This is a genomic window from Halorubrum trapanicum, assembly GCF_017873555.1.
Classification (GTDB): Archaea; Halobacteriota; Halobacteria; order Halobacteriales; family Haloferacaceae; genus Halorubrum; species Halorubrum trapanicum.
This window is the reverse complement of sequence record NZ_JAGGKE010000003.1, coordinates 54,453-76,927: the sequence shown is the minus strand read 5'-3', so window position 1 is coordinate 76,927 and position 22,475 is coordinate 54,453. Positions and strand designations below refer to the sequence as shown.

Sequence of the window (22,475 nt, the reverse complement as noted above, 5' to 3'; positions counted from 1 at the left end):
GCGGCGACGGCAATAGCGTGGCGGTTCCGACCAGCCACCTTTTTACGGCGTTCGGGCGAGAAAGAAGGTAATGACGGCCGATCCGAAGGAGACGATCACCGTAGAGAACGTCGTTGCCTCCACGGGGATCGGACAAGAGCTCGATCTCCAGAGCGTCGCGATGGACCTCGAAGGCGCCGACTACGACCCCGAGCAGTTCCCCGGACTCGTCTACCGCACCACCGACCCGAAGTCGGCCGCGCTGATCTTCCGGTCGGGGAAGATCGTCTGTACCGGCGCGAACTCGATCGAGGCGGTCCACGAGAGCCTCGACATCGTGTTCGAGGAGCTTCGCGCCCTCCAGATCCCGATCGAGGATCCGGAGATAACGGTCCAGAACATCGTCACGTCGGCCGATCTGGGCGAGAGCCTGAACCTGAACGCGATCGCGATCGGGCTGGGCTTGGAACACATCGAGTACGAGCCGGAGCAGTTCCCCGGGCTCGTCTACCGGCTCGACGAGCCGGAGGTCGTCGCGCTGCTGTTCGGCAGCGGCAAGGTCGTCGTCACGGGCGGGACGAGTCCCGAAGACGCCGCGGCCGCCGTCGACGTGATAGTCGAGGAGCTGAACGGGCTGGGCCTGCTGGACTGACGCCGCGGACCCGAAACGACGGCGACGAGAACTCGAAGCGACGGCGACACGGCTTCGAAACGGCGGCGCCGCGGACGCGTTCCGCGGCCACTTTTACCCCTCGCCCCGTAGGTCGCCCATGCTCTTACAGACGGTGACGCCGGTCTCCGTGCTCGGGACGACCGTCCTGTTGGCGCTGTTCCTCTCCATCACCGCGCACGTCGCGGCCCGGAACGTCCTCGGCGACGTCGACCCGCGGCGCGCCCTCTACATCGGCCCGCTGCCCGCGGTGATAAGCGTCGTCGGGAACGCGCTCGAACTCCCCGCGGGACTCATCCTCCTCGCCGCGCTCCTCGTGGACGGAACGATGTTCTGGTGGAGCTACGAGCAGCCGCGGCGGCTCGTGGCCGCGATGACGCTGATCCACGCCGTGGTCACGACGCTGCTCATCGGCGTGCTGCTCCTGGTCTCGATCCTGCTCGCGTCGATGCCGGGGTGAGGTCGCGGCGAGTGGTCCCGCGCGACCGCCTCACGGCGACGGCGGCGGCCCGTCGTACGCGTCGTGGTCCTGATAGAAGTTCAGGGTCGCGAACTTCAGCTTCTCGGGGTCGACGTCGAGCAGCTCCTCGCGCTCCTCCGGGGGAAACGCCGACCGGACCGAGTACTTCCCCATGTCGGCGGTCGTGTAGCGGCGGTCGGCGAGGATCCGGACGCCGAAGTCCTCCGGCCCGCGGATCACCCGGCCGAGTGCCTGTCGCGTCTTGCGGATCGTCGGGATCTCGACCGCGTACGTCCACCCCGGATCGCGGGAGCGGTCGCGGTCGGCGAACGCCCGGTCGTAGGCGTCTTGGACCGCCTCGGTGCGGTCCGAGAGGTGCGGGTACGGGACGCCGACCACGACGACCGTGCGGGCGTCGTCGCCGTCGAAGCTCACCCCCTCGCCGAGCGTTCCCCACAGCGAGGTGAACAGCGCGGCGCCGTCGCTCTCGACGAACTTGCGACGGATCCGCTCCTCGTCCTCGCCGGGACCGTCGAGGTGGATCGGGCCGAGGTCGGCGTCTTCGCCTCCGGTCGGCCCGCCGCTCGCGTCGCTCCCGCCGCCCGGGCCGCCTCCCAGACTCCCGCCGGTGAGGCGCTCGTGGTAGCGCTCCGCCTCCGCGTACGACGGGAAGAAGGCGAGCGTGTTGCCGGGCGTAAACCGGATCGCGTCGCGGAGCAGCGACGCCACCGCCTCCTGGGTCTCCGGGTCGTTGCGGTCGGAGGCGAAAAGCGGCGGCACGTCGGCGGCGAACGTCCGGCGGTTCTCCTCGGGGTAGCCCATCTCGTAGGCCATCGACGCGACGTCCTCCAGTCCCAGCACGTCCTCGGTCACGTCGAACGGGCGCAGCGTCGCGCTCATCAGGACCGAGGCGGCCACCTCGTCGAACAGCTCGCTGGTGACGCTCCGCGGGATACAGGTGTACAGCTCCGCCCGACCGTAAGCCTCGTCGGTGCCGGCGTCCCGGCGGACGGAGACCACCGGGTACTGCCCGAACTCCGCCCCCTCGTCCATCCACGTCGAGACGAAGCGGGCGGCCTGAAGCGTCTGCGACTCCGACCGCGTCGTCGCCTCCCCGTCGCGGTAGCGGCGCTCGTACTCCTCGTCTATCGCCTGCCCGAGCTGTACGGCGAGCTCGGTCTCGGCGTCGATTCCGTTCCCCTCGTAGTTGCGGAGGAACGCCAGCGTGAGGTCGTCGCGGCGATCGTCGTTGGCGATGGAGACGTCCTCCCAGTTCTCGTCGACCCCGCCGAACCCGAGCGCGTCCTCGTACGTCTCGGCGAGGGCGTCGCGGAACGCCCGGAGGACGTTCTCGGCCGGCGCCGCGCGGGAGTCGTCGCTGTCGGCCAGCTCGTCGAGCGCGGCGTCGAGGGTGTTCTCCGTCAGCGTCCGGGTGGCGTGGTCGCGGGCGGCGTCCTCGATGTTGTGCGCCTCGTCGAAGACGGTGATTATCTCGCTCGGGTCGCGGTCGATCCAGCGGAAGAACTGCTCGCGGATGTTCGGGTCGAGCAGGTGGTGGTAGTTACAGACGACCAGGTCGACGCCCTCCATCCCCTCCTTTAACAGCTCGTAGCCGCACAGCTCGCGCTCGTCGGCGTACTCGTACACGTCGTCGGGAGTCCGGACGTCCTCGAAGAGCCACCCGAAGAACTCCTCGGTGTCGCGGGTGAGGTTGTTGCGGTAGTGTTCGCAGACGTTCGCGGCCTCGAACTCGTCGACCTCGGCCTCCAGCTCGTCGAGTTCGTCCATGATCGCCTCGCGGGCCTCGGCGGCGCTCGCGTCGCCCTCGCGGCTCTCGGCCAGCAGCTCGCGCTGCCGCGACTCCAGCTCGCGGACCTCGTTTTCCGTCTCCACCATCTCGCGGGTGGTGTCGCGGAGGGTCTGACACTCCTGGTAGTCGACGTCGATGTGACACATCGACGACTTCCCCTTGAAGACGACCGCGCGGATCGGCTCCTCGCGGGTGATCGCGCGGGCGTCCTCGACGAACTGCCGCATCTGCTGGTGGACGTTGGTCGTGATGACGACCGTGCGGTCGTGCTCGCGGGCGTGTTCGAGCGCGGGCACGAGCGCGGAGAGGGTCTTCCCCGTCCCGGGCGCGCCCTCGAACAGCACGTCCTGTCCGCGGTCCAGCGCGTTGGCGACCCTGTCCATCGCCTCGCGCTGGTTCGGGTACGGCTCCTCGTACGGGAAGAACCGCAGGTGCGGCGACTCTGACACGGGGTGGGGTTCGTCGCCACCGGCCAAAAGGGGTCGGGTGGCGGAGCGGAAGTGGTCGCGTCGCCGCGGTCGATCCGCCGTCGCCCTCGCTGCCCGTACCGCCCGACCACCGGCGACGCACCCGCCAATTTAACAGCGCGCGGCGAGCATCGGGAGACGAATGTTCGACGAGATCCTCGAGAAGTTCGAGGGATCACCCAGCCAGCAGGCGGTGATCCGGCTGTTCTTGGAGCGCGGCTTCTCGGTCAACGAGGAGGGGCGGGTCGTCTCCGGCGGGATCGAGATCCCGTACACCGGCATCGCGCGCGAACTCGACGTCGACCGGCGCGTCGTGGACTCGACGACGGACGCGATCCTCGCCGACCCCGAACTGAAGCGTATCTTCACCAACATCTCGTCGATCCCGAGCCTGATGGATCTCGCCCCGGTGTTGGATCTCACGGTGCTCACCATCGAGGTCGCGGCCGCCGACGAGGCCGGGATCGTCGCCGAGGTGACCTCGATCCTGGCCGACCGCGACGTCTCGATCCGGCAGGTGTTGAGCGAGGACCCCGAGTTCACCGACGACCCGAAGCTGTACGTGATCACCGACGCCGAGCTGCCGGGCGACCTGCTCGTTGAGATCCGCGACCTCGACTACGTCCGCCGCGTGGGGTTTTGACAGTCGAGGACCGTTTTCGGGACCGCCGACCAGTTTCACCGCCCGGTGGGCCGAGTCGCCCCGGCGAGCGCTTTTGAGAGAGAGAGCCGCGACCGAGGGACGGCGCCTCTCGAATTTCACTTTCACTGGGGTGTAAACCAGCCTTTATACCCGATGGCGAACAAGGGTCGTGTACATGCCTGAAGACGAACTCGAGGACCTCCCCGGCGTCGGCCCGGCGACCGCGGACAAGCTCGTGGACAACGGATTCGAGAGCTACCAGTCGATCGCGGTCGCCAGCCCCGGCGAGATGTCGAACACCGCCGACATCGGCGAGTCGTCCGCCAGCGACATCATCAACGCCGCCCGCGAGGCCGCCGACGTCGGCGGCTTCGAGACGGGCGCGACCGTGCTCGAACGCCGGCAGGAGATCGGCAAGCTCTCCTGGCAGATCGACGAGGTCGACGACCTGCTCGGCGGCGGCATCGAGACCCAGTCGATCACGGAAGTGTACGGCGAGTTCGGCTCCGGGAAGTCGCAGGTCACCCACCAGATGGCCGTCAACGTCCAGCTCTCGAAGGAGAACGGCGGACTGGAGGGCGGGTGTATCTTCGTCGACTCCGAGGACACGTTCCGCCCGGAGCGGATCGACGACATGGTCCGCGGACTCGACGACGAGATCCTCGCCGACGAGATGGAGCGCCGCGAGATCGAGGGCACCCCGAGCGACGAGGAGGCCCTGGAGGACCTGGTCGACGCGTTCTTAGACCAGATCCACGTCGCGAAGGCGTTCAACTCCAACCACCAGATCCTGCTCGCCGAGAAGGCGAAGGAGCTGGCCGGCGAACACGAGGAGACGGAGTGGCCGATCCGGATCGTCTGCGTCGACTCGCTCACCGCGCACTTCCGCGCGGAGTACGTCGGCCGGGGCGAACTCGCGGAGCGACAGCAGAAGCTCAACAAACACCTCCACGACCTGATGCGACTCGGCGACCTGTACAACACCGCCATCCTCGTCACGAACCAGGTGGCGTCGAACCCGGACTCCTACTTCGGTGACCCGACACAGGCGATCGGCGGCAACATCCTGGGCCACGCCTCCACGTTCCGGATCTACCTCCGGAAGTCGAAGGGCGACAAGCGGATCGTCCGCCTCGTCGACGCGCCGAACCTCGCAGACGGCGAGGCCGTGATGCGCGTCCAGAACGAGGGTCTGAAGCCCGAATAGCCGGGTTTCCCCGGAATCGGTCGGCGGTGTCGCGTCGAACCCGCCGTCGATCGATCGATCCGATCGGTCGAGCGAGAGACTGGTTGACAAACGTTAATTTCTGTCGACGAGGTCCGTATCGCCCGAATTCGAGACGGACAGTCCGTACCGCGTCCGATCGCGGGACAGCGCTGTGGCAATACTCGCCAGAAGGGGCCGCGCACGGTCCGGAAACGGCCGTCGAGGGGGGATCGCAACAGAACAGTTAGTCATCTTACACAACGATCGTTGGCTTCGAGCGCAATGATTGCCACGAAACACCCGAGGAAACGTCCTTATATTCCATAGCTATATCCTTATATCGGACGGGCGCAGTATTATCAAGCAGATTTTTTGTGAAACCCAACTCGAACGTTTATATATAGCCGTTCCCGGGAGTGGAAACGTGATTCAACACATGAATCCGAGCGAAGTGCGGTTTGAACCGAACGAGCGTTCAGTAGAGGTGACCGACACGTGACGGGCGGCGTGCTCGCCTCGATCGATCCGAGCGTCCTCGCGGAGGGCGTGAACCTGATGTGGGTCGCGGTGGTCTGTTTCCTCATCTTCTTCATGCACGCCGGCTTCGCGATGCTCGAAGCGGGGCAGGTGCGCGCGAAGAACGTCGCGAACCAGCTCACGAAGAACCTCCTCACCTGGGGGGTCGGCGTCCTGGTGTACTTCCTGATCGGGTTCGGCGTCGAGGGACTCGCCTCCGGAGGCGGCTTCTCTCCGGCGACGGCCCTCAGCGACGGCGGGTGGGTCAACAGCTGGCTGTTCGGCGCCGTCTTCGCGATGACGGCGGCGACGATCGTCTCCGGCGCGGTCGCCGGACGGGCGAAGCTCCGCGCGTACGTGGCGTACACGGTCGCCATCTCCGCGGTCATCTACCCGGTCGTGGCGGGCATCACCTGGGGCGGCGGCTTCCTCGGCGGTGCCGGGCTCGGCTTCACCGACTTCGCGGGCGGGATGATCGTCCACGGCGTCGGCGGCATCGCCGGCCTCACCGCGGCGTACATGCTCGGACCGCGCATGGACCGCTACGCCGAGGACGGCTCCACGAACGTCATCCCCGGTCACTCGATGACGTTCGCGGTGCTCGGGACCCTCGTCCTGGCGTTCGGCTGGTACGGGTTCAACGTCGGGACGACCGCGACCGTCTTCTCGGTCACGGAGTCCGGCGAACTCGCGCTCGGCGGCTACGCCGCGGTCGGCCGCGTCTCCCTGACGACGACGCTCGGCATGGGTGCCGGGGCGGTCGGTGCGGCGCTCGGCTCGATGTACCTCACGAAGAAGGTCGACACCCTGTACGTCGCCAACGGCGTGCTGGCGGGACTCGTCGCCGTCACCGGCACCGCCAACGCGATCACCTGGTGGGGCGCCATCGCGGTCGCGCTGATCTGCGGTCTCCAGCTCCCGCTCGTGTTCGAGTTCGTCTCGGACAAGATGAAGATCGACGACGTGTGCGCGGTCTTCCCGGTTCACGGCTCCGCGGGCGTCATCGGCGTCCTCGCGCTGCCGTTCATCCACGTCGACGGCTTCTCGATGGACCTGCTCGTCTCGCAGGTCATCGGCGTCGTCGTCATCACCGCGTGGACGGTCGTCGCGACCGCCCTTGTCTTCGGCGCGTTCAAGGCCGTCGGGCAGGCCCGCGTCACCCCCGACCACGAGCGCGACGGGCTCGACGTCAGCGAGCACGGCGTCGAGACGTACCCCGAGTTCGGGAAGACGAACGTCGCGACCGACGGCGGTGCCTCCGTCGTCGACACGACCGACGAGTCCCCGCGCGCCGACGGCGGCGAGGAGACTGGCTCGGAGATCAAGATGGTCACCGCGGTCGTCCGTCCCGACAAGCTCGGGGCCATCAAGCAGTCGCTCGCGGAGGTTAACGCCCCCTCGCTCACCGTAACGAACGTCTCCGGCCGCGGCTCTCAGCCCGCGAAGAAGGGCCAGTGGCGCGGCGAGGAGTTCACCGTCGACCTCCACCAGAAGGTGAAAGTCGAGGTCGTCGTCGCCGACATCCCGGCCGATGAGGTCGCGGAGGCGATCGCCGGCGCAGCGAAGACCGGCGAGCCGGGAGACGGCAAGGTGTTCATCCTCCCGGTCGAGGACGCGCTCCAGGTCCGCACGGGCGCGAGCGGTCCGGAGGCGGTGTAAGCGGACAGCGCGCGACCAGCGGAGGCGACACGAACAACGGAGACGCTTTTTCGCGGGCCGAACCGGACGACGGTTCGGCAACTACTTTCAGCCCGACGCTCCAACCGGTCGGTATGAACCACGAGCGCTCGCGCGGGCTGTACGACCGCGCGCTGTCGGTGATGCCGGGCGGGGTCAACTCCTCGGTCCGGGCGACGATGCCGCACCCGTTCTTCGTCGAGCGCGGCGACGGCGGCCACGTGATCGACGCCGACGGCAACCGCTACGTCGACTGGGTGATGGGGTACGGCCCGCTGCTGTACGGCCACGACCTGCCGGACCCGGTCGAGGCGGCGATCCAGTCGCACGTCGCGGAGGGACCGATGTACGGCGCGCCGACGGAGATCGAGGTCGAACACGCCGAGTTCGTGGCGCGACACGTCCCGAGCGTGGAGTCGATCCGCTTCGTCAACTCCGGGACGGAGGCGACCGTCTCGGCGGTGCGACTGGCCCGCGGCCACACCGACCGCGACAAGATCGTCGTGATGCAGGGCGGCTACCACGGCGCACAGGAGTCGACGCTGGTGGAGGGGTCGCCGGACGATCACCACCCGTCGACGACGGGGATCCCGGAGGAGTTCGCGCAGCACACCCTCCCGATCCCCTTTAACGACCCGCAGGCCGCCAAGGAGGTGTTCGCGGAACACGGCGACGATATCGCGGCCGTCCTCGTCGAGCCGATCTTAGCCAACACCGGGATCGTCACCCCGGTCGCCGGCTACCACGAGACGCTCCGAGACCTCTGTGACGACTACGGCTCGCTGTTGGTTTTCGACGAGGTGATCACCGGGTTCCGGGTCGGCGGTCTCGGCTGCGCGCAGTCGAAGTTCGGCGTCACTCCCGACGTGACGACGTTCGGCAAGATCATCGGCGGCGGTTTCCCGGTCGGCGCGATCGGCGGGAAAGCGGAGATCGTCGAGGAGTTCACGCCCGCGGGCGACGTGTTCCAGTCCGGAACGTTCTCCGGCCACCCCGTGACGATGGCGGCGGGGAAGGCCACCTTGGAGTACGCGGCCGAAAACGACGTGTACGAACACGTCAACCGGCTCGGCCGAAAGCTCCGCGAGGGGATCGCGGAGATCTGCGCGGAGCGCGCCCCCGAGTACACCGTCGTCGGCACCGACTCGATGTTCAAGACGGTGTTCACCCGCGAGGCGCCCGACGACCCGGACGACTGCTGTGCGGGCGGCTGCCGGCAGGACCCCGACTGCGACCGCTACGACTCCTGTCCGAAGAACGGCGCCGACGTGGCCGCGGCCGCGACCGACCGCTGGGAGCGCGTGTTCTGGCAGGAGATGAAAGAGCAGGGGGTGTTCCTCACGGCGAACCAGTTCGAGTGCCAGTTCACCTCCTACGCGCACACGGAGGCGGACGTCGAGAAGACGCTGGAGGCGTACCGAGAGGCGATCTGAGTCGGCGCCGTCGCGCGCTCGGAGGCCCGCGAGTTGTACCCCGAGGCGCGCGACCGCGCCACCGCGCGGGCACGAGAGACGACGGGGAGCGGCGCTGCTACCGCGGACGCGACCGCGTGACGCTGCCGTCGTCCGCGTCCGGCTCCGACCGTCGAGGCGGGGACGCGGACGACGGGGCCTCGCAAATCCGCGCGATCCGCCAGCCGTCACCTCGGCAGCGGACCGGCTCCAAGACGGCCTCGACCACGTCTCCGGAGCGAAGCCCGTCCAGCCGCCCGCGGACGCCTTCGGCCGCGTCGATGACCTGATATATCCGGCCGCCGGACCCGTACAGCGTGACGGCCCCGTCGCGGCGCGGTTCCGTCACGACTCGACACCGCCGTCTGACCCTGTCGTTTGCCCCCATGAGATCGGGTTATGCCCGAGAGAGACGTAAAACGAACTATGAACCCGGTGTACGGCGACAGAGAGCTATGGACCGGTACCGAGACGACGGCGAACGCGTGCGGCACGGACGCGGCCGCCCGACCACGCGCCGCGTTCTGACGTGAGTTACGGAATTTTTTTATACCCGAATACGCCTATCTCCACGAGATGACCGCAGCGGCTCGTCTCGACGCCGCCCTTCTCCGAGACCGACGAGTCCTGCGACCGCGACGAGGCGTCCGACCGCCGCGACCGGCTTCCGGCGCGGCGCGACGACGGCCCCTCTCGGGCCAGTAATCTCTATCCCTCGTCGCGTCCGCGCCGTTTCGTTCCGGAGAGTCTCGACTCTCGTCGCCGTGAGCGACCGCTCCACCAATTTCTTCCAAAACTAAAACCACTGAATTTAAGAGTGTAGACCGGGTGTACACTGGTAATGGCAACCGTTGCACTCGCGTTCAGTGGGGGACTCGACACGACCGTCTGCGTACCGCTGCTGAAAGAGGAGTACGGCTACGACGAGGTCATCGGCGTCAACGTCGACGTCGGCCAGCCGACCGAGGAGTTCGACGAGGCCGAGGAGACCGCCGAGGCGCTCGGACTCGACATCCACGTCGTCGACGCGAAAGCGGAGTTCGCGGACCTCTGTTTCGACGCGGTGAAATCCAACGCCAGCTATCAGGGCTACCCGCTCGGCACCGCCCTCGCGCGCCCGGTCATCGCCGAGGCGATCCTCGGCGTCGCCGAGGAGCAGGGCTGTGACGCCATCGCCCACGGCTGTACGGGCAAGGGCAACGACCAGCTCCGGTTCGAGGCCGTCTGGCGCGGCTCCGACCTCGAAGTGATCGCCCCCGTGCGCGAGCTCGGTCTCACCCGCGAGTGGGAGATCGACTACGCCGCGGAGAAGGACCTGCCCGTCGAGGCCGGCGACGGCGGCGTCTGGTCCATCGACGAGAACATCTGGTCGCGCGCGGTCGAGGGCGGGAAGCTGGAGAACCCGGACTACGAGCCGCCGGAGGACATCTACGAGTGGACCGCGGAGCCGGAAGGGGAGACCACCATCGAGGTCACCTTCGAGGGGGGCGTCCCGGTCGCGGTCGACGGCGAGGCGATGGACCCGGTCCCGCTCATCCAGCACCTCAACGAGTACGCCGGCGGCTACGGCGTCGGCCGCACCGACGTGATGGAGGACCGCATGCTCGGGCTGAAGGTGCGCGAGAACTACGAACATCCGGCCGCGACCGTCCTCCTGACGGCCCATCAGGCGCTCGAAGACCTCGTCTTGACGAAGAACGAGCGCTCGTTCAAGAAGGGGATCGAACAGGAGTGGTCCGAGAAGGCCTACGAGGGCCTCGTCTTCGCGCCCGTCGTCGACGCGCTGAACGCCTTCGTCGACGAGACGCAGGACGTGGTGACCGGCACGGCGACCGTGAAGGTCTCCGGCGGCGACTGCCGCGTCGTCGCGCGCGACTCCGAGTACGCCGTCTACTCCGAGGAGATGGCCTCGTTCAACACCGAGGACGTGGCCGGTATCGCCCAGTCGGACGCGACGGGCGTCGCGAAGTACCACGGGCTCCAGGAGCGCCTCGCCAACGACGTGAAGGCGAGCGTCTCGAAGCCCGAGCTCGCGACGGACGGCTCCGGCAAGGAAAACGAGACCGACGAGATCGACGATCAGAGCTAAGATGACCGACGACGATCCCGACGCCGCGACGGACGCCGATGCGGGAGCGAGCGGCGCCGACGAGGGCGACACCGCCGTCCGCCGCGACCGCTTCAGCGGCGGTCCGGCCCGCGAGTTCATGTCGAGCCTCGACGCCGACGAGCGCATCTTCACGGCCGACCTCGCGGTCGACCGCGCGCACACGGTGATGCTCGCGGAACAGGGGATCGTCGATAGCGCGGTCGCGGGCGAGATACTCGCCGCGCTCGACGACGTGGAGACCGCCGGCCACGGCGCGCTCCCGGACGGCGAGGACGTTCACGAAGCGATCGAGACCGCCGTCATCGACCGGATCGGTCCCGACGGCGGCCGGATGCACACCGCCCGCTCGCGCAACGACGAGGTGGCGACCTGTATCCGCTACCGCCTGCGCGAGGACCTGCTGGACGCGGTCGAGGCGACCGTCGCCGCCCGCGAGGCGCTCGTCGAGGTCGCGAGCGAACACGCGGAGACGGTGATGCCGGGGTACACGCACCTCCAGCCGGCCCAGCCGACGACCGTCGCGCACTACCTGCTCTCCTACGAGGGAGCGGTGGCCCGCGACACCGAACGCCTGCTCGACGCGTACGACCGGGTCAACCGGTCGCCGCTCGGCGCGGCCGCCTTCGCGGGGACGCCGTTCGAGATCGACCGCGACCGCACCGCCGAGCTGCTTGGGTTCGACGGGACTGTCCGGAACTCGATGGACGCCTCGGCCGGACGCGACTTTCTCGTGGAGACGACGGCGACGCTCGCGACGCACGCGACGACGCTCTCGGGGATCGCGGAAGACCTGATCATCTACGCGAACAGGGGGCTCGTGGAGCTGTCGGACGACTACTCGTCGACGTCATCGATCATGCCCCAGAAGAAGAACCCGGACCCGGTCGAGCTGGTCCGTGCCACGGCCGGCACCGCGACCGGAGAGGTGACCGGGTTGCTGACGACGCTGAAGGGGTTGCCGCGCGCGTACAACCTCGACTTACAGGAGGCGACGCCGCACGCGTGGACCGCGGTCGATTCCGTGAGCGACGCGACGGAAGTCGTCGCGGGCGCGGTCGCGACCGCCGACTGGGACGAGGCCGCCCTCGCGGCCGCGGCGGGCGAGGGGTTCTCGACGGCGACGGGCGTCGCCGACCTGCTCGCGATGGGCGGGATGCCCTTCCGCACGGCCCACGAGATCGTCGCGGCGGCCGCGGAGGCGGTCGACGACGGCGACTCGCCGGACGCGGCGGCCGCAAAAGTTGACGAGGCCACTCGAAAGGTGACCGGCGAGCCCCTCTCCGCGTACGTGAGTCGCGAGGACGTGGAGTCTGCGCTCGACCCGGCCGAAAGCGTCGCGAGCCGCGACTCCGCCGGGGGACCGGCCCCCGAGGCGGTCGACGACGAACTCGCCGCCGCCGGCTCCCGGATCGAAGACGACGAGGCCGCGCTGACGGCCGAGCGCGACGCGCTCGACGCCGCGAGCGAGGCGCTGGACGCGGAGGTCGATCGCTATGTCTGAGCCGCGACGGCCGCGAGGCCACCGTCGGCTCGGTCGGCGCCGATCCGACCGACGCCGGCGACCGTCCCCGTAGGGGGACACAGTTACTACCGAGATCTGACATCCGATCTCGATACGGCACGATTTCGTCGAACTGCTCCCGTTAGCGTCCGATCCGTTTTATGTAAACTATCCAATAAGTTCGAAGCCTTTATGCCTATTCGAGGACGAGTGTCTGCCACGATGACGAGCGACACCGACACGCTGACCGCGGAGGACCCGATCACGGGCGAGGAAATCGAGATCCCGGCCGACGTCGAGGTCGGCGAGATCATCGACAGTCCGGTCACCGGGACCGAGCTTGAGGTCATCTCGCTCGATCCGGTCGTCTTGGAGGAGGCGCCCGAACTGGAGGAGGACTGGGGCGAGTAATGGCGACGACCGCCACGGCCGCGACACGCGAGTGGTCGATATGCGTATAGGGATCCTCTACTCGCGGATCCGGAAGGACGAGAAGCTCCTGCTCGGCGAGCTCCGCGACCGCGGCCACGAGGTCGAGAAGATCGACGTCCGCAAGGAGCGGTTCGGGCTGGAGTCGACCACGGCCGACGTCGACGACCTCGATATCGTCGTCGACCGGTGCCTGTCGACGAGCCGGTCGCTGTACGCGACCAAGTTCCTCGACAGCTACGGCGTTCCCGTGATCAACTCCCCGGAGACGGGCGACGTCTGCGCCGACAAGGCGAAGAACTCGCTCGCGCTCGCGGCGGCCGATATTCCGACCCCGGCGACGGAGGTCGCGTTCACGAAGGACGCCGCGCTGGAGGCGATCGAGTCGTTCGGCTACCCCTGCGTCCTCAAGCCGGTCACCGGCTCGTGGGGGCGGCTGATGGCGAAGATCGACTCGCGCAACGCCGCCGAGGCCATCCTCGAACACAAGGAGACGCTCGGCCACTACGAGCACAAGGTGTTCTACGTCCAGGAGTTCGTCGACAAGCCCGGCCGCGACGTCCGCGTGCTGGCGGTCGACGGCGAGCCGATCGCCGCGATGACGCGCTCGTCGGACCACTGGCTCACGAACGCCGCGAAGGGCGGTGAGACGAAGTCGTTCGACCTCGACGAGCGCGCGACCGAACTTGTCGAGCGCGCCTCCGAGGCGGTCGGCGGCGGGATGCTCGGCGTCGACCTGATGGAGGTGGGAGTCGAGGCGGACGCGGACCCCGCCGAGATCGGCGGCCCCGGCGAGTACACCGTCCACGAGGTGAACCACACCGTCGAGTTCAAGGCGCTCGATTCGGCCACCGAGGTCGACGTCCCCGCGCGGGTCGTCGACTGGCTGGAGGCGAAGGCGGTCGAGCTGGCCGACGGAGGGGTTTCGGAGGTGGACGCGTGACCGCGGACGCCGAGACCGACGAAGCGGCCGCGGAGACGTACACCGCGAGCGTCGTCGGCGGGACGGGATTCACCGGCGGCGAGCTGCTGCGGCTCCTCGCCGGCCACCCGAACTTCGAGGTCGTTCAGGCCACCTCGCGGTCGGCCGACAACATGACCGTCGGGCGCTCGCACCCGAACCTGCGCGGGCTGGACCTGCGCTTCTCGGACCCCGACGACTTAGAGTCGGTCGACGTGCTGTTCGCGGCGACGCCCCACGGCGTCTCGATGGGCCGGATCGACGAGTTCTTCGACGCGGCCGACACCGTCGTCGACCTCTCGGCGGACTTCCGGCTGCCGGAGGCCGACGCCTACGACGAGTGGTACGACGGCCACGAGTCGCCCGAGTACCTGGAGCGCGCCGAGTACGCGCTCCCCGAGATCAACCGCGAGAACCTCCCCGGCGCCGACCTGATCGCCGGCGGCGGCTGCAACGCGACCGCGACGATCCTCGGGCTGAAGCCGCTCGTCGACGCGGGCGCGCTCGGCCCGGAGACCGGCGAGGTCGTCGTCGACGTGAAGGTCGGGTCCTCGGAGGGGGGTGCCGGCGGCGGCGCGGCCTCCTCGCACCCGGAGCGCTCGGGCGTCGTGCGCCCGTACGCGCCGACGGGCCACCGCCACGAGGCGGAGATCGAGGCGTACCTCGGCCTCTCCGTCTCCTTCACCGTCCACGCGGTCGACATGGTCCGCGGCGCGAGCGCGACCTGTCACGTCTTCCCCGACGGGCCGGTCTCGAAGGGGGACCTGTGGGGCGCGTACCGCGACGCCTACGCCGACGAGCCGTTCATGCGGATCGTCTCGGGCGGGGGCGGCGTCTACCGCTACCCCGAGCCGAAGTCGGTCGCGGGGACGAACCACGGCGAGGTCGGCTTCGAACTCGACCCCGGCAACCGGCGCGTCGTCGTCTTCTCGGCGATCGACAACATGACCAAGGGGTCGGCGGGGCAGGCGGTCCACGCGGCGAACGTCGCGCTCGGGCTGCCCGAGACCGCCGGCCTGGAGTTCGACGGGCTTCACCCGGTGGGATCGCCATGAGCGGTGGAGAGAACGAGACGGTCGACGAGCCGCCGGTCGTTGTCAAGGTCGGCGGCGCGAAGGCGGTCGACCCCGCCGGCGCGGTCGGCGACGTCGCCCACCTCGCCGCCAACGGGCGCGCGGTCGTCGTCGTCCACGGCGGCTCGACGGTGGTCGACGAGACGCTCGAACGGCTCGGCATCGAGCCGGAGTACGTCGAGTCCGCCTCCGGCGTCACGGGGCGGTTCACCGACGCGGAGACGATGGAGGCGTTCGCGATGGCGATGGCGGGCAAGCTCAACACCGAGCTGACGGCGGAGTTCCGCTCGGCCGGGGTCGACGCGGTCGGTCTCTCCGGCGTCGACGGCGGGCTCCTCGCGGGCCCGCGCAAGTCGGCCGTCCGCGTCGTCGAGGACGGGACGCGGAAGATCCGGCGCGGCGACCACTCGGGGACGATCGAGTCGGTGAACGCCGACCTCCTCGATGACCTCCTCGCGGACGGCTACACGCCGGTCGTCTCGCCGCCGATGGCGGGCGACGAGGGGGACGGCGAGGTGACCCCGGTCAACGCCGACGCCGACCGCGCGGCCGCGGCGGTCGCGGGCGCGCTCGGCGCCGACCTCGTCCTGCTGACCGACGTCTCCGGCGTGTACGCCGACCCGGACGACCCCGAGACGCGCATCGACGCGGCCGCGACGCCCGACGAACTGGCGGCGGTCGAGGAGGCCGCCGAGGGGTTCATGGGCAAGAAGGTGATGGCCGCGACGGAGGCGCTCGAAGGCGGCTCCGGCCGCGTCGTGATCGCGGACGCCAACGTCCGCGACCCGGTTGTCGCCGCGCTCGGCGGCGAGGGAACGGTCATCGAGCGGTCGGCGCTCGGCGGCGGCGACACCGACGGCGACGCCGCGGACGAAGGCGACGCCGAGGGGGACGCCGCGGACGAAGGCGACGCCGAGGGGGACGACGCCGAAACCGAAGGAGGTGAGACCGCGTGAGCGGTTTCGTCTTCTCCGAGAAGCCGATCGAGATCGCCTCGGGCGACGGGGTGTATCTCACCGACACGAGCGGGACCGAGTACCTCGATTTCGGCGCCAGCTACGCCTGTACGCCGGTCGGCCACTGTCACCCCGAGGTCGTCGACGCCGCGACGAGCCAGCTGGAGGACCTGATGTACGTCCAGGCGTCGTACCCGCACGCGGCGCGGACGGCGCTGTACGAGCGGCTGGCCGAGGTCGCGCCCGGCGACGTGGACGACGTCTGGCTCTGTAACTCCGGGACCGAGGCGAACGAGGCCGCGCTGAAGTTCGCCCGGCACGCGACGGGCCGCGAGAAGATACTCGCGACCACACAGGGGTTCCACGGCCGGACGATGGGGACGCTCGCGACGACGTGGAAAGAGAAGTACAAGGAGGGGTTCGGCCCGCTCGCGGGCGGCGTGGAGTTCGTCGAGTACGGCGACGCCGACGCGATGCGCGAGGCCGTCGACGAGGACACCGCGGCGGTGATCTTAGAGCCGCTCCAAGGCGAGGGCGGGATCAACCCCGCCTCGACCGAGTACCTCCGGGCCGTTCGGGACGCGACCGCAACGGCGGGCGCCGCGATGATCCTCGACGAGATCCAGACCGGACTCGGCCGGACCGGCTCGATGTGGGCGGCGGAGCGACACGACGTGGTCCCCGATATCCTCACGACCGCGAAGGGACTCGGCAGCGGGCTGCCGGTCGGCGCGACGCTGTGTCGCGACTGGATCGCCGCGGACTCGGGCGACCACGGCTCGACGTTCTCCGGCGGCCCGGTGGTGTCGGCCGCGGCGGGCGCCACCCTCGACGTGATCGAGCGCGAGGAGCTGCCCGCGCACGCCGACGAGATGGGGAGCTACCTCCGCGGCGAGCTCCGCGACCGCCTCGGCGACGACATCCGCGACGTGCGCGGCGACGGACTGATGATCGGCGTCGAGGTTCGCCGCGGGTCGAACCGCCTGCTGCGCGACCTTGCCATCGAGCACCAGGTCCTCGCGCTTCCCGCGGGACGGACCGTGTTGCGGCTGCTGCCGCCGCTGACGATAGAGCGCGAACACGCCGACGCCGTCGTCGACGCGATAGCCGAGGTGATCGGCTGATGGCGGCCGGCAAGGAGCGCGACGCGGAGAGCGAGGAGTCGGCCGCGGCCGCCGGCACCGACGTCGTCGCGGGCGGCGGCTACCCCGCGGCCTGCGACACGGCGGCCCGGAAGCTGCTGTACGACATGGTCTCGATCCCCTCGCCGTCGGGCGAGGAGGAGCGGGCGGCCGAGCGCCTCGTCGACTTCTTCGAGGCGAACGGCCGGGAGGCGTGGATCGACGAGGTCGGCAACGTCCGCGCGCCGGCGGACGACGCCGTCCTCCTCACCTCGCACGTCGACACCGTTCCCGGCGACATCCCGGTCGAGGTGCGGCCGGCGCCGCCGGAGGGCGAACTGCCGGAGCCGTCCGACGTCCGCGCCGGCGAGCCGGGCGATCCCGTGCTGTGGGGCCGCGGCGCGGTCGACGCGACGGGACCGCTGGTCGCGATGGCGGTCGCGGCGGTGAAGACCGGGGTCTCCTTCGTCGGCGTCGTCCGCGAGGAGGTCGACTCCGGCGGCGCGCGCGCCCTCATCGAGGATCGCGACGCCCCGGAGGCGGTAATCAACGGCGAGCCGTCGGGCTGGCAGGGGATCACCCTCGGCTACCGCGGCCTGCTGGAGGGGACGTACGTGAACACCAGCGAGTCGGGCCACTCCTCGCGGCCGGAGCCGAACGCGATCCAGCACGCGATCGACTGGTGGCACGGCGTCGAGGAGACGTTCACGCCGGAGGACTCCGAGACCGCCGTCTTCGACCAGGTGACGACCAAACCCATCTCGATCGACGGCGGGCTGAGCGACGACGGACTCGCCGTGGAGACGACGATGGAGGTTCAGCTGCGGATCCCGCCCTCGCGCCCGGTCGACGAGATCCACGAGCTGGCGGAGGCGGAGCTGTCGACCGGGTCGGTCCAGTGGGGCGAGCCGATGCCGCCCGTGATGGAGAGCCCGCGGACCGACCTCGCGCGGGCGTTCCGCGTCGCGATCCGGTCGACGGGCGGCGACGTGCGCCTGCTCCGGAAGACCGGCACGAGCGACATGAACCTCTTCGCGGCCGCGTGGGACTGCCCGATGGTCACGTACGGCCCGGGCAACTCCGACCTGGACCACGCGCCGGACGAGCGGCTGCCGCTCCCGGACCTCGACCGCGCCGTGCGCGTGCTGACCGAGGTCTGTCGCGAGCGACTGTAACCCGCCGCAGCCTCCGAAACCGACCGTTTTCGAACGACACCACGCCACGACCCACACCACACCAACGATGCCACTCGCCACCGACGACTTCCTCGACATCGACGACGTGACGCCAGCCGAACTGGACGCCCTGCTCGACCGCGCCGCCGCGATGAAGGCGGGCGAGACCGACCCGCGACTGGCGGACGCGACGCTCGGGATGATCTTCGAGAAGCCCTCGACGCGCACCCGCGTCTCCTTCGAGACGGGGATGACCCGCCTCGGCGGTCACGCGATGTTCCTCGGTCCCGACGACATCCAGCTGGGCCACGGCGAGCCGCTGAAGGACACCGCGCGCGTGCTCGGGCGGTACGTCGACGGCGTGATGGCGAGACTGTTCGACCACGAGGACGTCGAAGTGCTCGCCGAGTACGCCGACTGCCCCGTGATCAACGGACTCACCGACGAGGCGCACCCCTGCCAGACGCTCGCGGACCTCCTGACGATCCGGGAGAGGGTCGGCGAGGACGCGACCGTCGCGTGGGTCGGCGACGGCAACAACGTCGGGCAGTCGTTCGTCGTCGGCGCGGCGATGGCCGGGATCGACGTCTCCGTCGCCACGCCCGCCGACTACGGGATGGACCCCGCAGTCTTCGACCGCGCCGCCGCGTTCGGGCTGGATGTGGAGCCGACGACCGACCCCGAGGCGGCGATCGAGGGCGCCGACGCCGTCTACACCGACGTGTGGATCTCGATGGGCCAGGAGGACCAACGCGAGGAGAAGCTCGCCGCCTTCGACGGGTTCCAGGTGAACGCCGACCTGCTCGCCGGCACCGACGCGAAGGTGATGCACTGCCTCCCGGCACACCGCGGCGAGGAGGTCACCGACGACGTGCTCGAATCCGACCGCGCCCTCGTCTGGGACCAGGCGGAGAACCGGATGCACGCCCAGAACGCGCTGCTCGTCGAACTGCTCGGCGGGGCGTGAGGTCCGGTGCGGCCCGGAGGGGCGATCCGCCGGGCGCGGTCGTGGCGCCCGCAGCTACCGCGGCGTCACGGGCGTTGCGGCGGGTCGCGGTCGTCCGTGAGGAAGACGCTGTCCTGGTTCGGATCGAAGTAGACCTCCAGCGCGCGGAGGGCGCCCACGTACGCCGCGATCGCGACGAACACGAACGCGACCGCGGCCGGAACGACGACAGTGAGGACCATACCGGACCGATCGCTTCGCCGCGGACAAATGCGTATCGACGAGCGGCGGCGCGTGCCGACGGCCAGCGGTGACACAGCGGGAGCGGCCGACACTCCGAGACTACAAGGACGACTTGTACCATCGACCGTTTTTTTATGCGGCGTTGAAACGTCCGCGTATGGTACGTCCCTCCCGGCGGCGCTTCCTCGGAGGAAGCGCCCTGACGCTCGCAGCGCTGACAGGTGTTCTCACCCCCGAGACCGACGCGCGCGTGTCCGGCCGACCGACCGACCTCGACATCGACATTTCGGCCCCGTTCGCCGACGCGTTCCGCCCCGTTCCGGCGGGCGACGCGCTGTCGACGACGTACGCGACGGTCATCGCGGACCGCGTCGACGCCGACGCGGCGGAGGAACTGAGCTACCGCGCCCGCCCCGCGACCGAGCGGCTCGACGTCGACGCCGCCGAGCTGTCCGCGACGGTCGTGGTCAATGCGTCCGACCGTGGGATCCAGTTGCTGACGGCGGCCGGCGGCTTCGACCGACTCGACCGCGGTGAGACGGTCGCCGTCGGCGAGGGAGGCGGTGAGACCGGCGGGGAGTCGGGCGACGACGCCCCCGCGGACGTCGAGACGACGGACGAACTCCCGGCCGGCTGGCGGCTCGCCGACGACGATGAGACCGCGTTCGTCACCGGCGACGGCGTGGCGGCCGTCGCGACCGGCGGTGGGTATTCCCCGACTCCCCGCGGTCGTTCGGACTCGTCGGAAGGCGACGCGAGCGACCGGCGGATCGAAGCCGCTCGCGCCGCCGGCCGCGCGGCCGCCGACGAGGCCGACCGCCTCGCCGAATCGCCGCTGGGCGCGGCCGCCCTCCCGCAGCTGGGCGGGTTCGAAACGGTGCTTTTGGTCCCGGACGCCGCCGGCGGTCCGTTTCCGCTCGCGGTCTCCGGCGACGTCGACGCGTTCGCCGCCGGCTTCGAGACCGCCCCTGAAGACCTCAGGGACCTCGACGGAACGGCGGAGAACGCGTACGTGATCCGCCCGGCCGCCGATGCCGACGGGCTGGACGACGGGTCCGTCGAGAAACTCGTGCGGACCGTCGATCCCGCCGTTCCGGTCGAGACGGAGATCACCCGAACCGACGGGGTCGTGCTCGTCGACGCCGTCGTCGAGGCCCCGCCGGAACTCGACCGCGAGGCGTCGCCGGACGCCCGCGTCCGGTCGCGGTTCGACCGCGCTGCGGGAACGGTGACCTTCGAGCACGTCGAGGGCGAGGCGGTACCGGTCGACGAGCTGGAGGTGTGGCACGACGGCGAGGAGGTGAGCGGCGCGGTCTTCGACGGCGAGGAATTCACGGCGGGCGACGAGGTCACCGTCGAGACCGGACTGATCGCGACCGTCACGCTGCGGTGGTTCGACCCGGACGCGAACGTCTACGACACGTACGCCAGCGAACGGGTCGACCGCGAGGCGTTCGCCTTTGACTACGATATGAACGCCGAGACGGTGGAACTCGTCTACGAAGCTGACCGCCCCGCCGACGCGAGCGATCTCCGGCTAGTCCACCGGAGTGAGGACGGCGTCCAAACGGTCGGCGACGAATTCACCGACGGCACGCTCGAACCCGGCGACGCAGTCACCGTCACGGACGTGTCGATCGGCGACAGCGTGCAGTTGGAGTTCGACGTCGAGCAACCGGTGGGCGGCGGCTCGCTCGTCCATTACCGCGCCCGCCCCCCGCGAGTTTGGATCCACTCGCACGGCGAAGAAGGAACCACCGTCAGGTACGACGGAGAGGAGTCTCGGCCTGCCGACGCGTTCGTGACGCTGAACGACGGCGAGCCTACCGACGAGCAGTTCGCCGACGAACACGACACCCTCTCTGGCGACGAGGAGCTGGTTCTCGGCGAACTCCCGCTGGGGAGTACGGTCGCAGTCGAGTGGCGCGAGCCGGACGAGCCGGTCGTCATCGCCGAAGAAGAGGTCGTTCCGAACACGCGTGCGTCCATCGAGTACGACCCGGACGCCGGCGAGATCACGGTCCGACACCGGGCCGGCCGGGCGCTTCCCGCGTCGGAGTTGGAGCTTCAGGTCGGTCGCACCCCGGCCGACGTCCAGCCCGCGGACGAACTCGACGAGTTCGGTCCCGACGACTCGTTCACCGCTCCGGTGCCGCCGCTCTCGCGGATCCGACTCGTGTGGACCGGCGGCGACCGCGAACACCACCTCGGCGGCACGACCACGGCGCGCGACGCGGTCGCGGCGACCTACGACGTCGACGCCGAGGCCATGACGATCGAGTACGTCGGCGAGCAGCCCGCCGATCCCGAGCGGCTGCGCGTGTCGGTGAACGGTGCCGGCGAACTGGGGGGACGGGAACGCGATCAGGAGTCGGCGTTCGCGGCCGAGCACGACGAACTGACGGCGGGGGACGCGATCACGGTCGACGACGTCGGACTCGACGACACCGTGGTCGTCAGCGTCCACACCGAGTTCGAGAACGGGTCGGCGACCAGTTCCGTCGGTCACTTCTCGGCGGCACCCCGCCGCGGATTCGTCGTCGATGACGGAAATGGGGGCGACAGCGACGGGTCGGGGACGACGCTCCGCTACGTCGGCGAGGTACGCCGCAGCGCCGATGCCTTCGAGGTTCTGATCGACGGCGAGCCAGCACCGGCCCAGCCCGCCGATGAGACGGACCGACTGACTGGCGGGGAGACGCTGTCGCTCGGCGATCTGTCCGCCGGCACGACGGTCGCCGTCGAGTGGACTGCCGGCGACGAGACCCGAACCGTGACGGAGCACGTGATCCCCCCGCAGGCGACGTTCGAGGTCGCGTATGAACCGGCTGACGACGATGAGGGGGGCGTCGTGACGTTCTCCCACGTCGGCGGTGACGCGCTTGACGCCGACCGCGTCGACGTGGTCGTGGAACCCGCGACCGAGGGACTGCGCCCGTGGGATTCCGACACCGACGAGGTGACCGCCGGCGACGAGACGAGCGTCGCTGTCGACACGGAGCCGAGACTGGCCGCCGTCGTCTTCAGCGAGGGCGAGGTACTCCACCGCGAACCGCTCAATCAGGACGGGTAGAGAGTCG

19 protein-coding genes are annotated in these 22,475 nt (G+C 69.7%); 16 read left to right on the top strand and 3 right to left on the bottom strand.

Annotation, left to right across the window (positions count from 1 at the left end):
- The first annotated feature begins 70 nt into the window (after positions 1-70).
- On the top strand, positions 71-631 hold the full coding sequence (locus J2744_RS04585) for a TATA-box-binding protein (protein WP_209545155.1): 561 nt from the start codon (positions 71-73) through the stop codon (positions 629-631).
- A gap of 118 nt (positions 632-749) precedes the next feature.
- A complete protein-coding gene (locus J2744_RS04580; protein WP_209545154.1) occupies positions 750-1,109 on the top strand; it encodes a DUF7473 family protein in 360 nt (119 codons plus the stop codon).
- A 30-nt stretch (positions 1,110-1,139) separates the two neighbouring features.
- Here J2744_RS04580 and J2744_RS04575 read toward each other — a convergent pair whose 3' ends face one another.
- Entirely contained in the window at positions 1,140-3,368 is a 2,229-nt protein-coding gene (locus J2744_RS04575; RefSeq protein WP_209545152.1) for an ATP-dependent DNA helicase, read from the bottom strand.
- Between the two features lie 160 nt (positions 3,369-3,528).
- Between J2744_RS04575 and J2744_RS04570 the strand changes: the two genes are divergently transcribed.
- The 4 genes from J2744_RS04570 (at position 3,529) to hemL (ending at position 8,862) form a co-directional block, all read left to right on the top strand.
- Positions 3,529-4,029, top strand: a complete 501-nt coding sequence (locus J2744_RS04570) for an amino acid-binding protein (protein WP_209545150.1) — start codon at positions 3,529-3,531, stop codon at positions 4,027-4,029.
- Positions 4,030-4,204: 175 nt separating this feature from the next.
- Positions 4,205-5,236, top strand: a complete 1,032-nt coding sequence (gene radA, locus J2744_RS04565; protein ID WP_096394319.1) for a DNA repair and recombination protein RadA — start codon at positions 4,205-4,207, stop codon at positions 5,234-5,236.
- A 495-nt stretch (positions 5,237-5,731) separates the two neighbouring features.
- Positions 5,732-7,411 (top strand): ammonium transporter, encoded by a 1,680-nt coding sequence (locus J2744_RS04560; RefSeq protein WP_209545148.1) that lies wholly within the window; start codon positions 5,732-5,734, stop codon positions 7,409-7,411.
- A gap of 113 nt (positions 7,412-7,524) precedes the next feature.
- On the top strand, positions 7,525-8,862 hold the full coding sequence (gene hemL / locus J2744_RS04555) for a glutamate-1-semialdehyde 2,1-aminomutase (RefSeq protein WP_209545146.1): 1,338 nt from the start codon (positions 7,525-7,527) through the stop codon (positions 8,860-8,862).
- Between the two features lie 97 nt (positions 8,863-8,959).
- Here hemL and J2744_RS04550 read toward each other — a convergent pair whose 3' ends face one another.
- Positions 8,960-9,229, bottom strand: coding sequence for a hypothetical protein (locus J2744_RS04550; RefSeq protein WP_209545144.1), 270 nt, complete (start codon positions 9,227-9,229; stop codon positions 8,960-8,962).
- Between the two features lie 492 nt (positions 9,230-9,721).
- Between J2744_RS04550 and J2744_RS04545 the strand changes: the two genes are divergently transcribed.
- The 9 genes from J2744_RS04545 to argF all read left to right on the top strand — a co-directional run bounded on the left by J2744_RS04545 (position 9,722) and on the right by argF (position 19,173).
- Positions 9,722-10,969: an argininosuccinate synthase gene (locus J2744_RS04545; protein WP_209545142.1), complete on the top strand. Its 1,248-nt coding sequence runs from the start codon at positions 9,722-9,724 to the stop codon at positions 10,967-10,969.
- A gap of 1 nt (position 10,970) precedes the next feature.
- On the top strand, positions 10,971-12,491 hold the full coding sequence (gene argH / locus J2744_RS04540; protein WP_209545140.1) for an argininosuccinate lyase: 1,521 nt from the start codon (positions 10,971-10,973) through the stop codon (positions 12,489-12,491).
- Positions 12,492-12,713: 222 nt separating this feature from the next.
- A complete protein-coding gene (lysW, locus tag J2744_RS04535; protein WP_004599337.1) occupies positions 12,714-12,902 on the top strand; it encodes a lysine biosynthesis protein LysW in 189 nt (62 codons plus the stop codon).
- Positions 12,903-12,942: 40 nt separating this feature from the next.
- Complete coding sequence (gene lysX / locus J2744_RS04530; protein WP_209545138.1) at positions 12,943-13,863, top strand: lysine biosynthesis protein LysX; 921 nt, start codon at positions 12,943-12,945, stop codon at positions 13,861-13,863.
- On the top strand, positions 13,860-14,936 hold the full coding sequence (argC, locus tag J2744_RS04525; protein WP_209545136.1) for an N-acetyl-gamma-glutamyl-phosphate reductase: 1,077 nt from the start codon (positions 13,860-13,862) through the stop codon (positions 14,934-14,936). Before lysX ends, argC begins: the two co-directional genes overlap by 4 nt.
- Entirely contained in the window at positions 14,933-15,910 is a 978-nt protein-coding gene (locus tag J2744_RS04520; protein ID WP_209545135.1) for an acetylglutamate/acetylaminoadipate kinase, read from the top strand. Before argC ends, J2744_RS04520 begins: the two co-directional genes overlap by 4 nt.
- Positions 15,907-17,034 (top strand): aspartate aminotransferase family protein, encoded by a 1,128-nt coding sequence (locus J2744_RS04515; protein WP_209545133.1) that lies wholly within the window; start codon positions 15,907-15,909, stop codon positions 17,032-17,034. Before J2744_RS04520 ends, J2744_RS04515 begins: the two co-directional genes overlap by 4 nt.
- Positions 17,034-18,206 (top strand): [LysW]-lysine hydrolase, encoded by a 1,173-nt coding sequence (locus J2744_RS04510; RefSeq protein ID WP_209545131.1) that lies wholly within the window; start codon positions 17,034-17,036, stop codon positions 18,204-18,206. The genes J2744_RS04515 and J2744_RS04510 overlap by 1 nt, the downstream gene beginning before the upstream one ends.
- A gap of 67 nt (positions 18,207-18,273) precedes the next feature.
- Entirely contained in the window at positions 18,274-19,173 is a 900-nt protein-coding gene (gene argF / locus J2744_RS04505) for an ornithine carbamoyltransferase (protein WP_209545129.1), read from the top strand.
- Between the two features lie 65 nt (positions 19,174-19,238).
- On the opposite strand, the gene J2744_RS04500 is transcribed toward argF, so the two are convergent.
- On the bottom strand, positions 19,239-19,394 hold the full coding sequence (locus J2744_RS04500) for a hypothetical protein (protein WP_209545127.1): 156 nt from the start codon (positions 19,392-19,394) through the stop codon (positions 19,239-19,241).
- A 158-nt stretch (positions 19,395-19,552) separates the two neighbouring features.
- Between J2744_RS04500 and J2744_RS04495 the strand changes: the two genes are divergently transcribed.
- The gene (locus J2744_RS04495; RefSeq protein WP_245203190.1) at positions 19,553-22,468 is read left to right on the top strand and encodes a hypothetical protein; all 2,916 of its coding nucleotides are present in this window, start codon (positions 19,553-19,555) and stop codon (positions 22,466-22,468) included.
- The last annotated feature ends 7 nt before the right edge of the window (positions 22,469-22,475 follow it).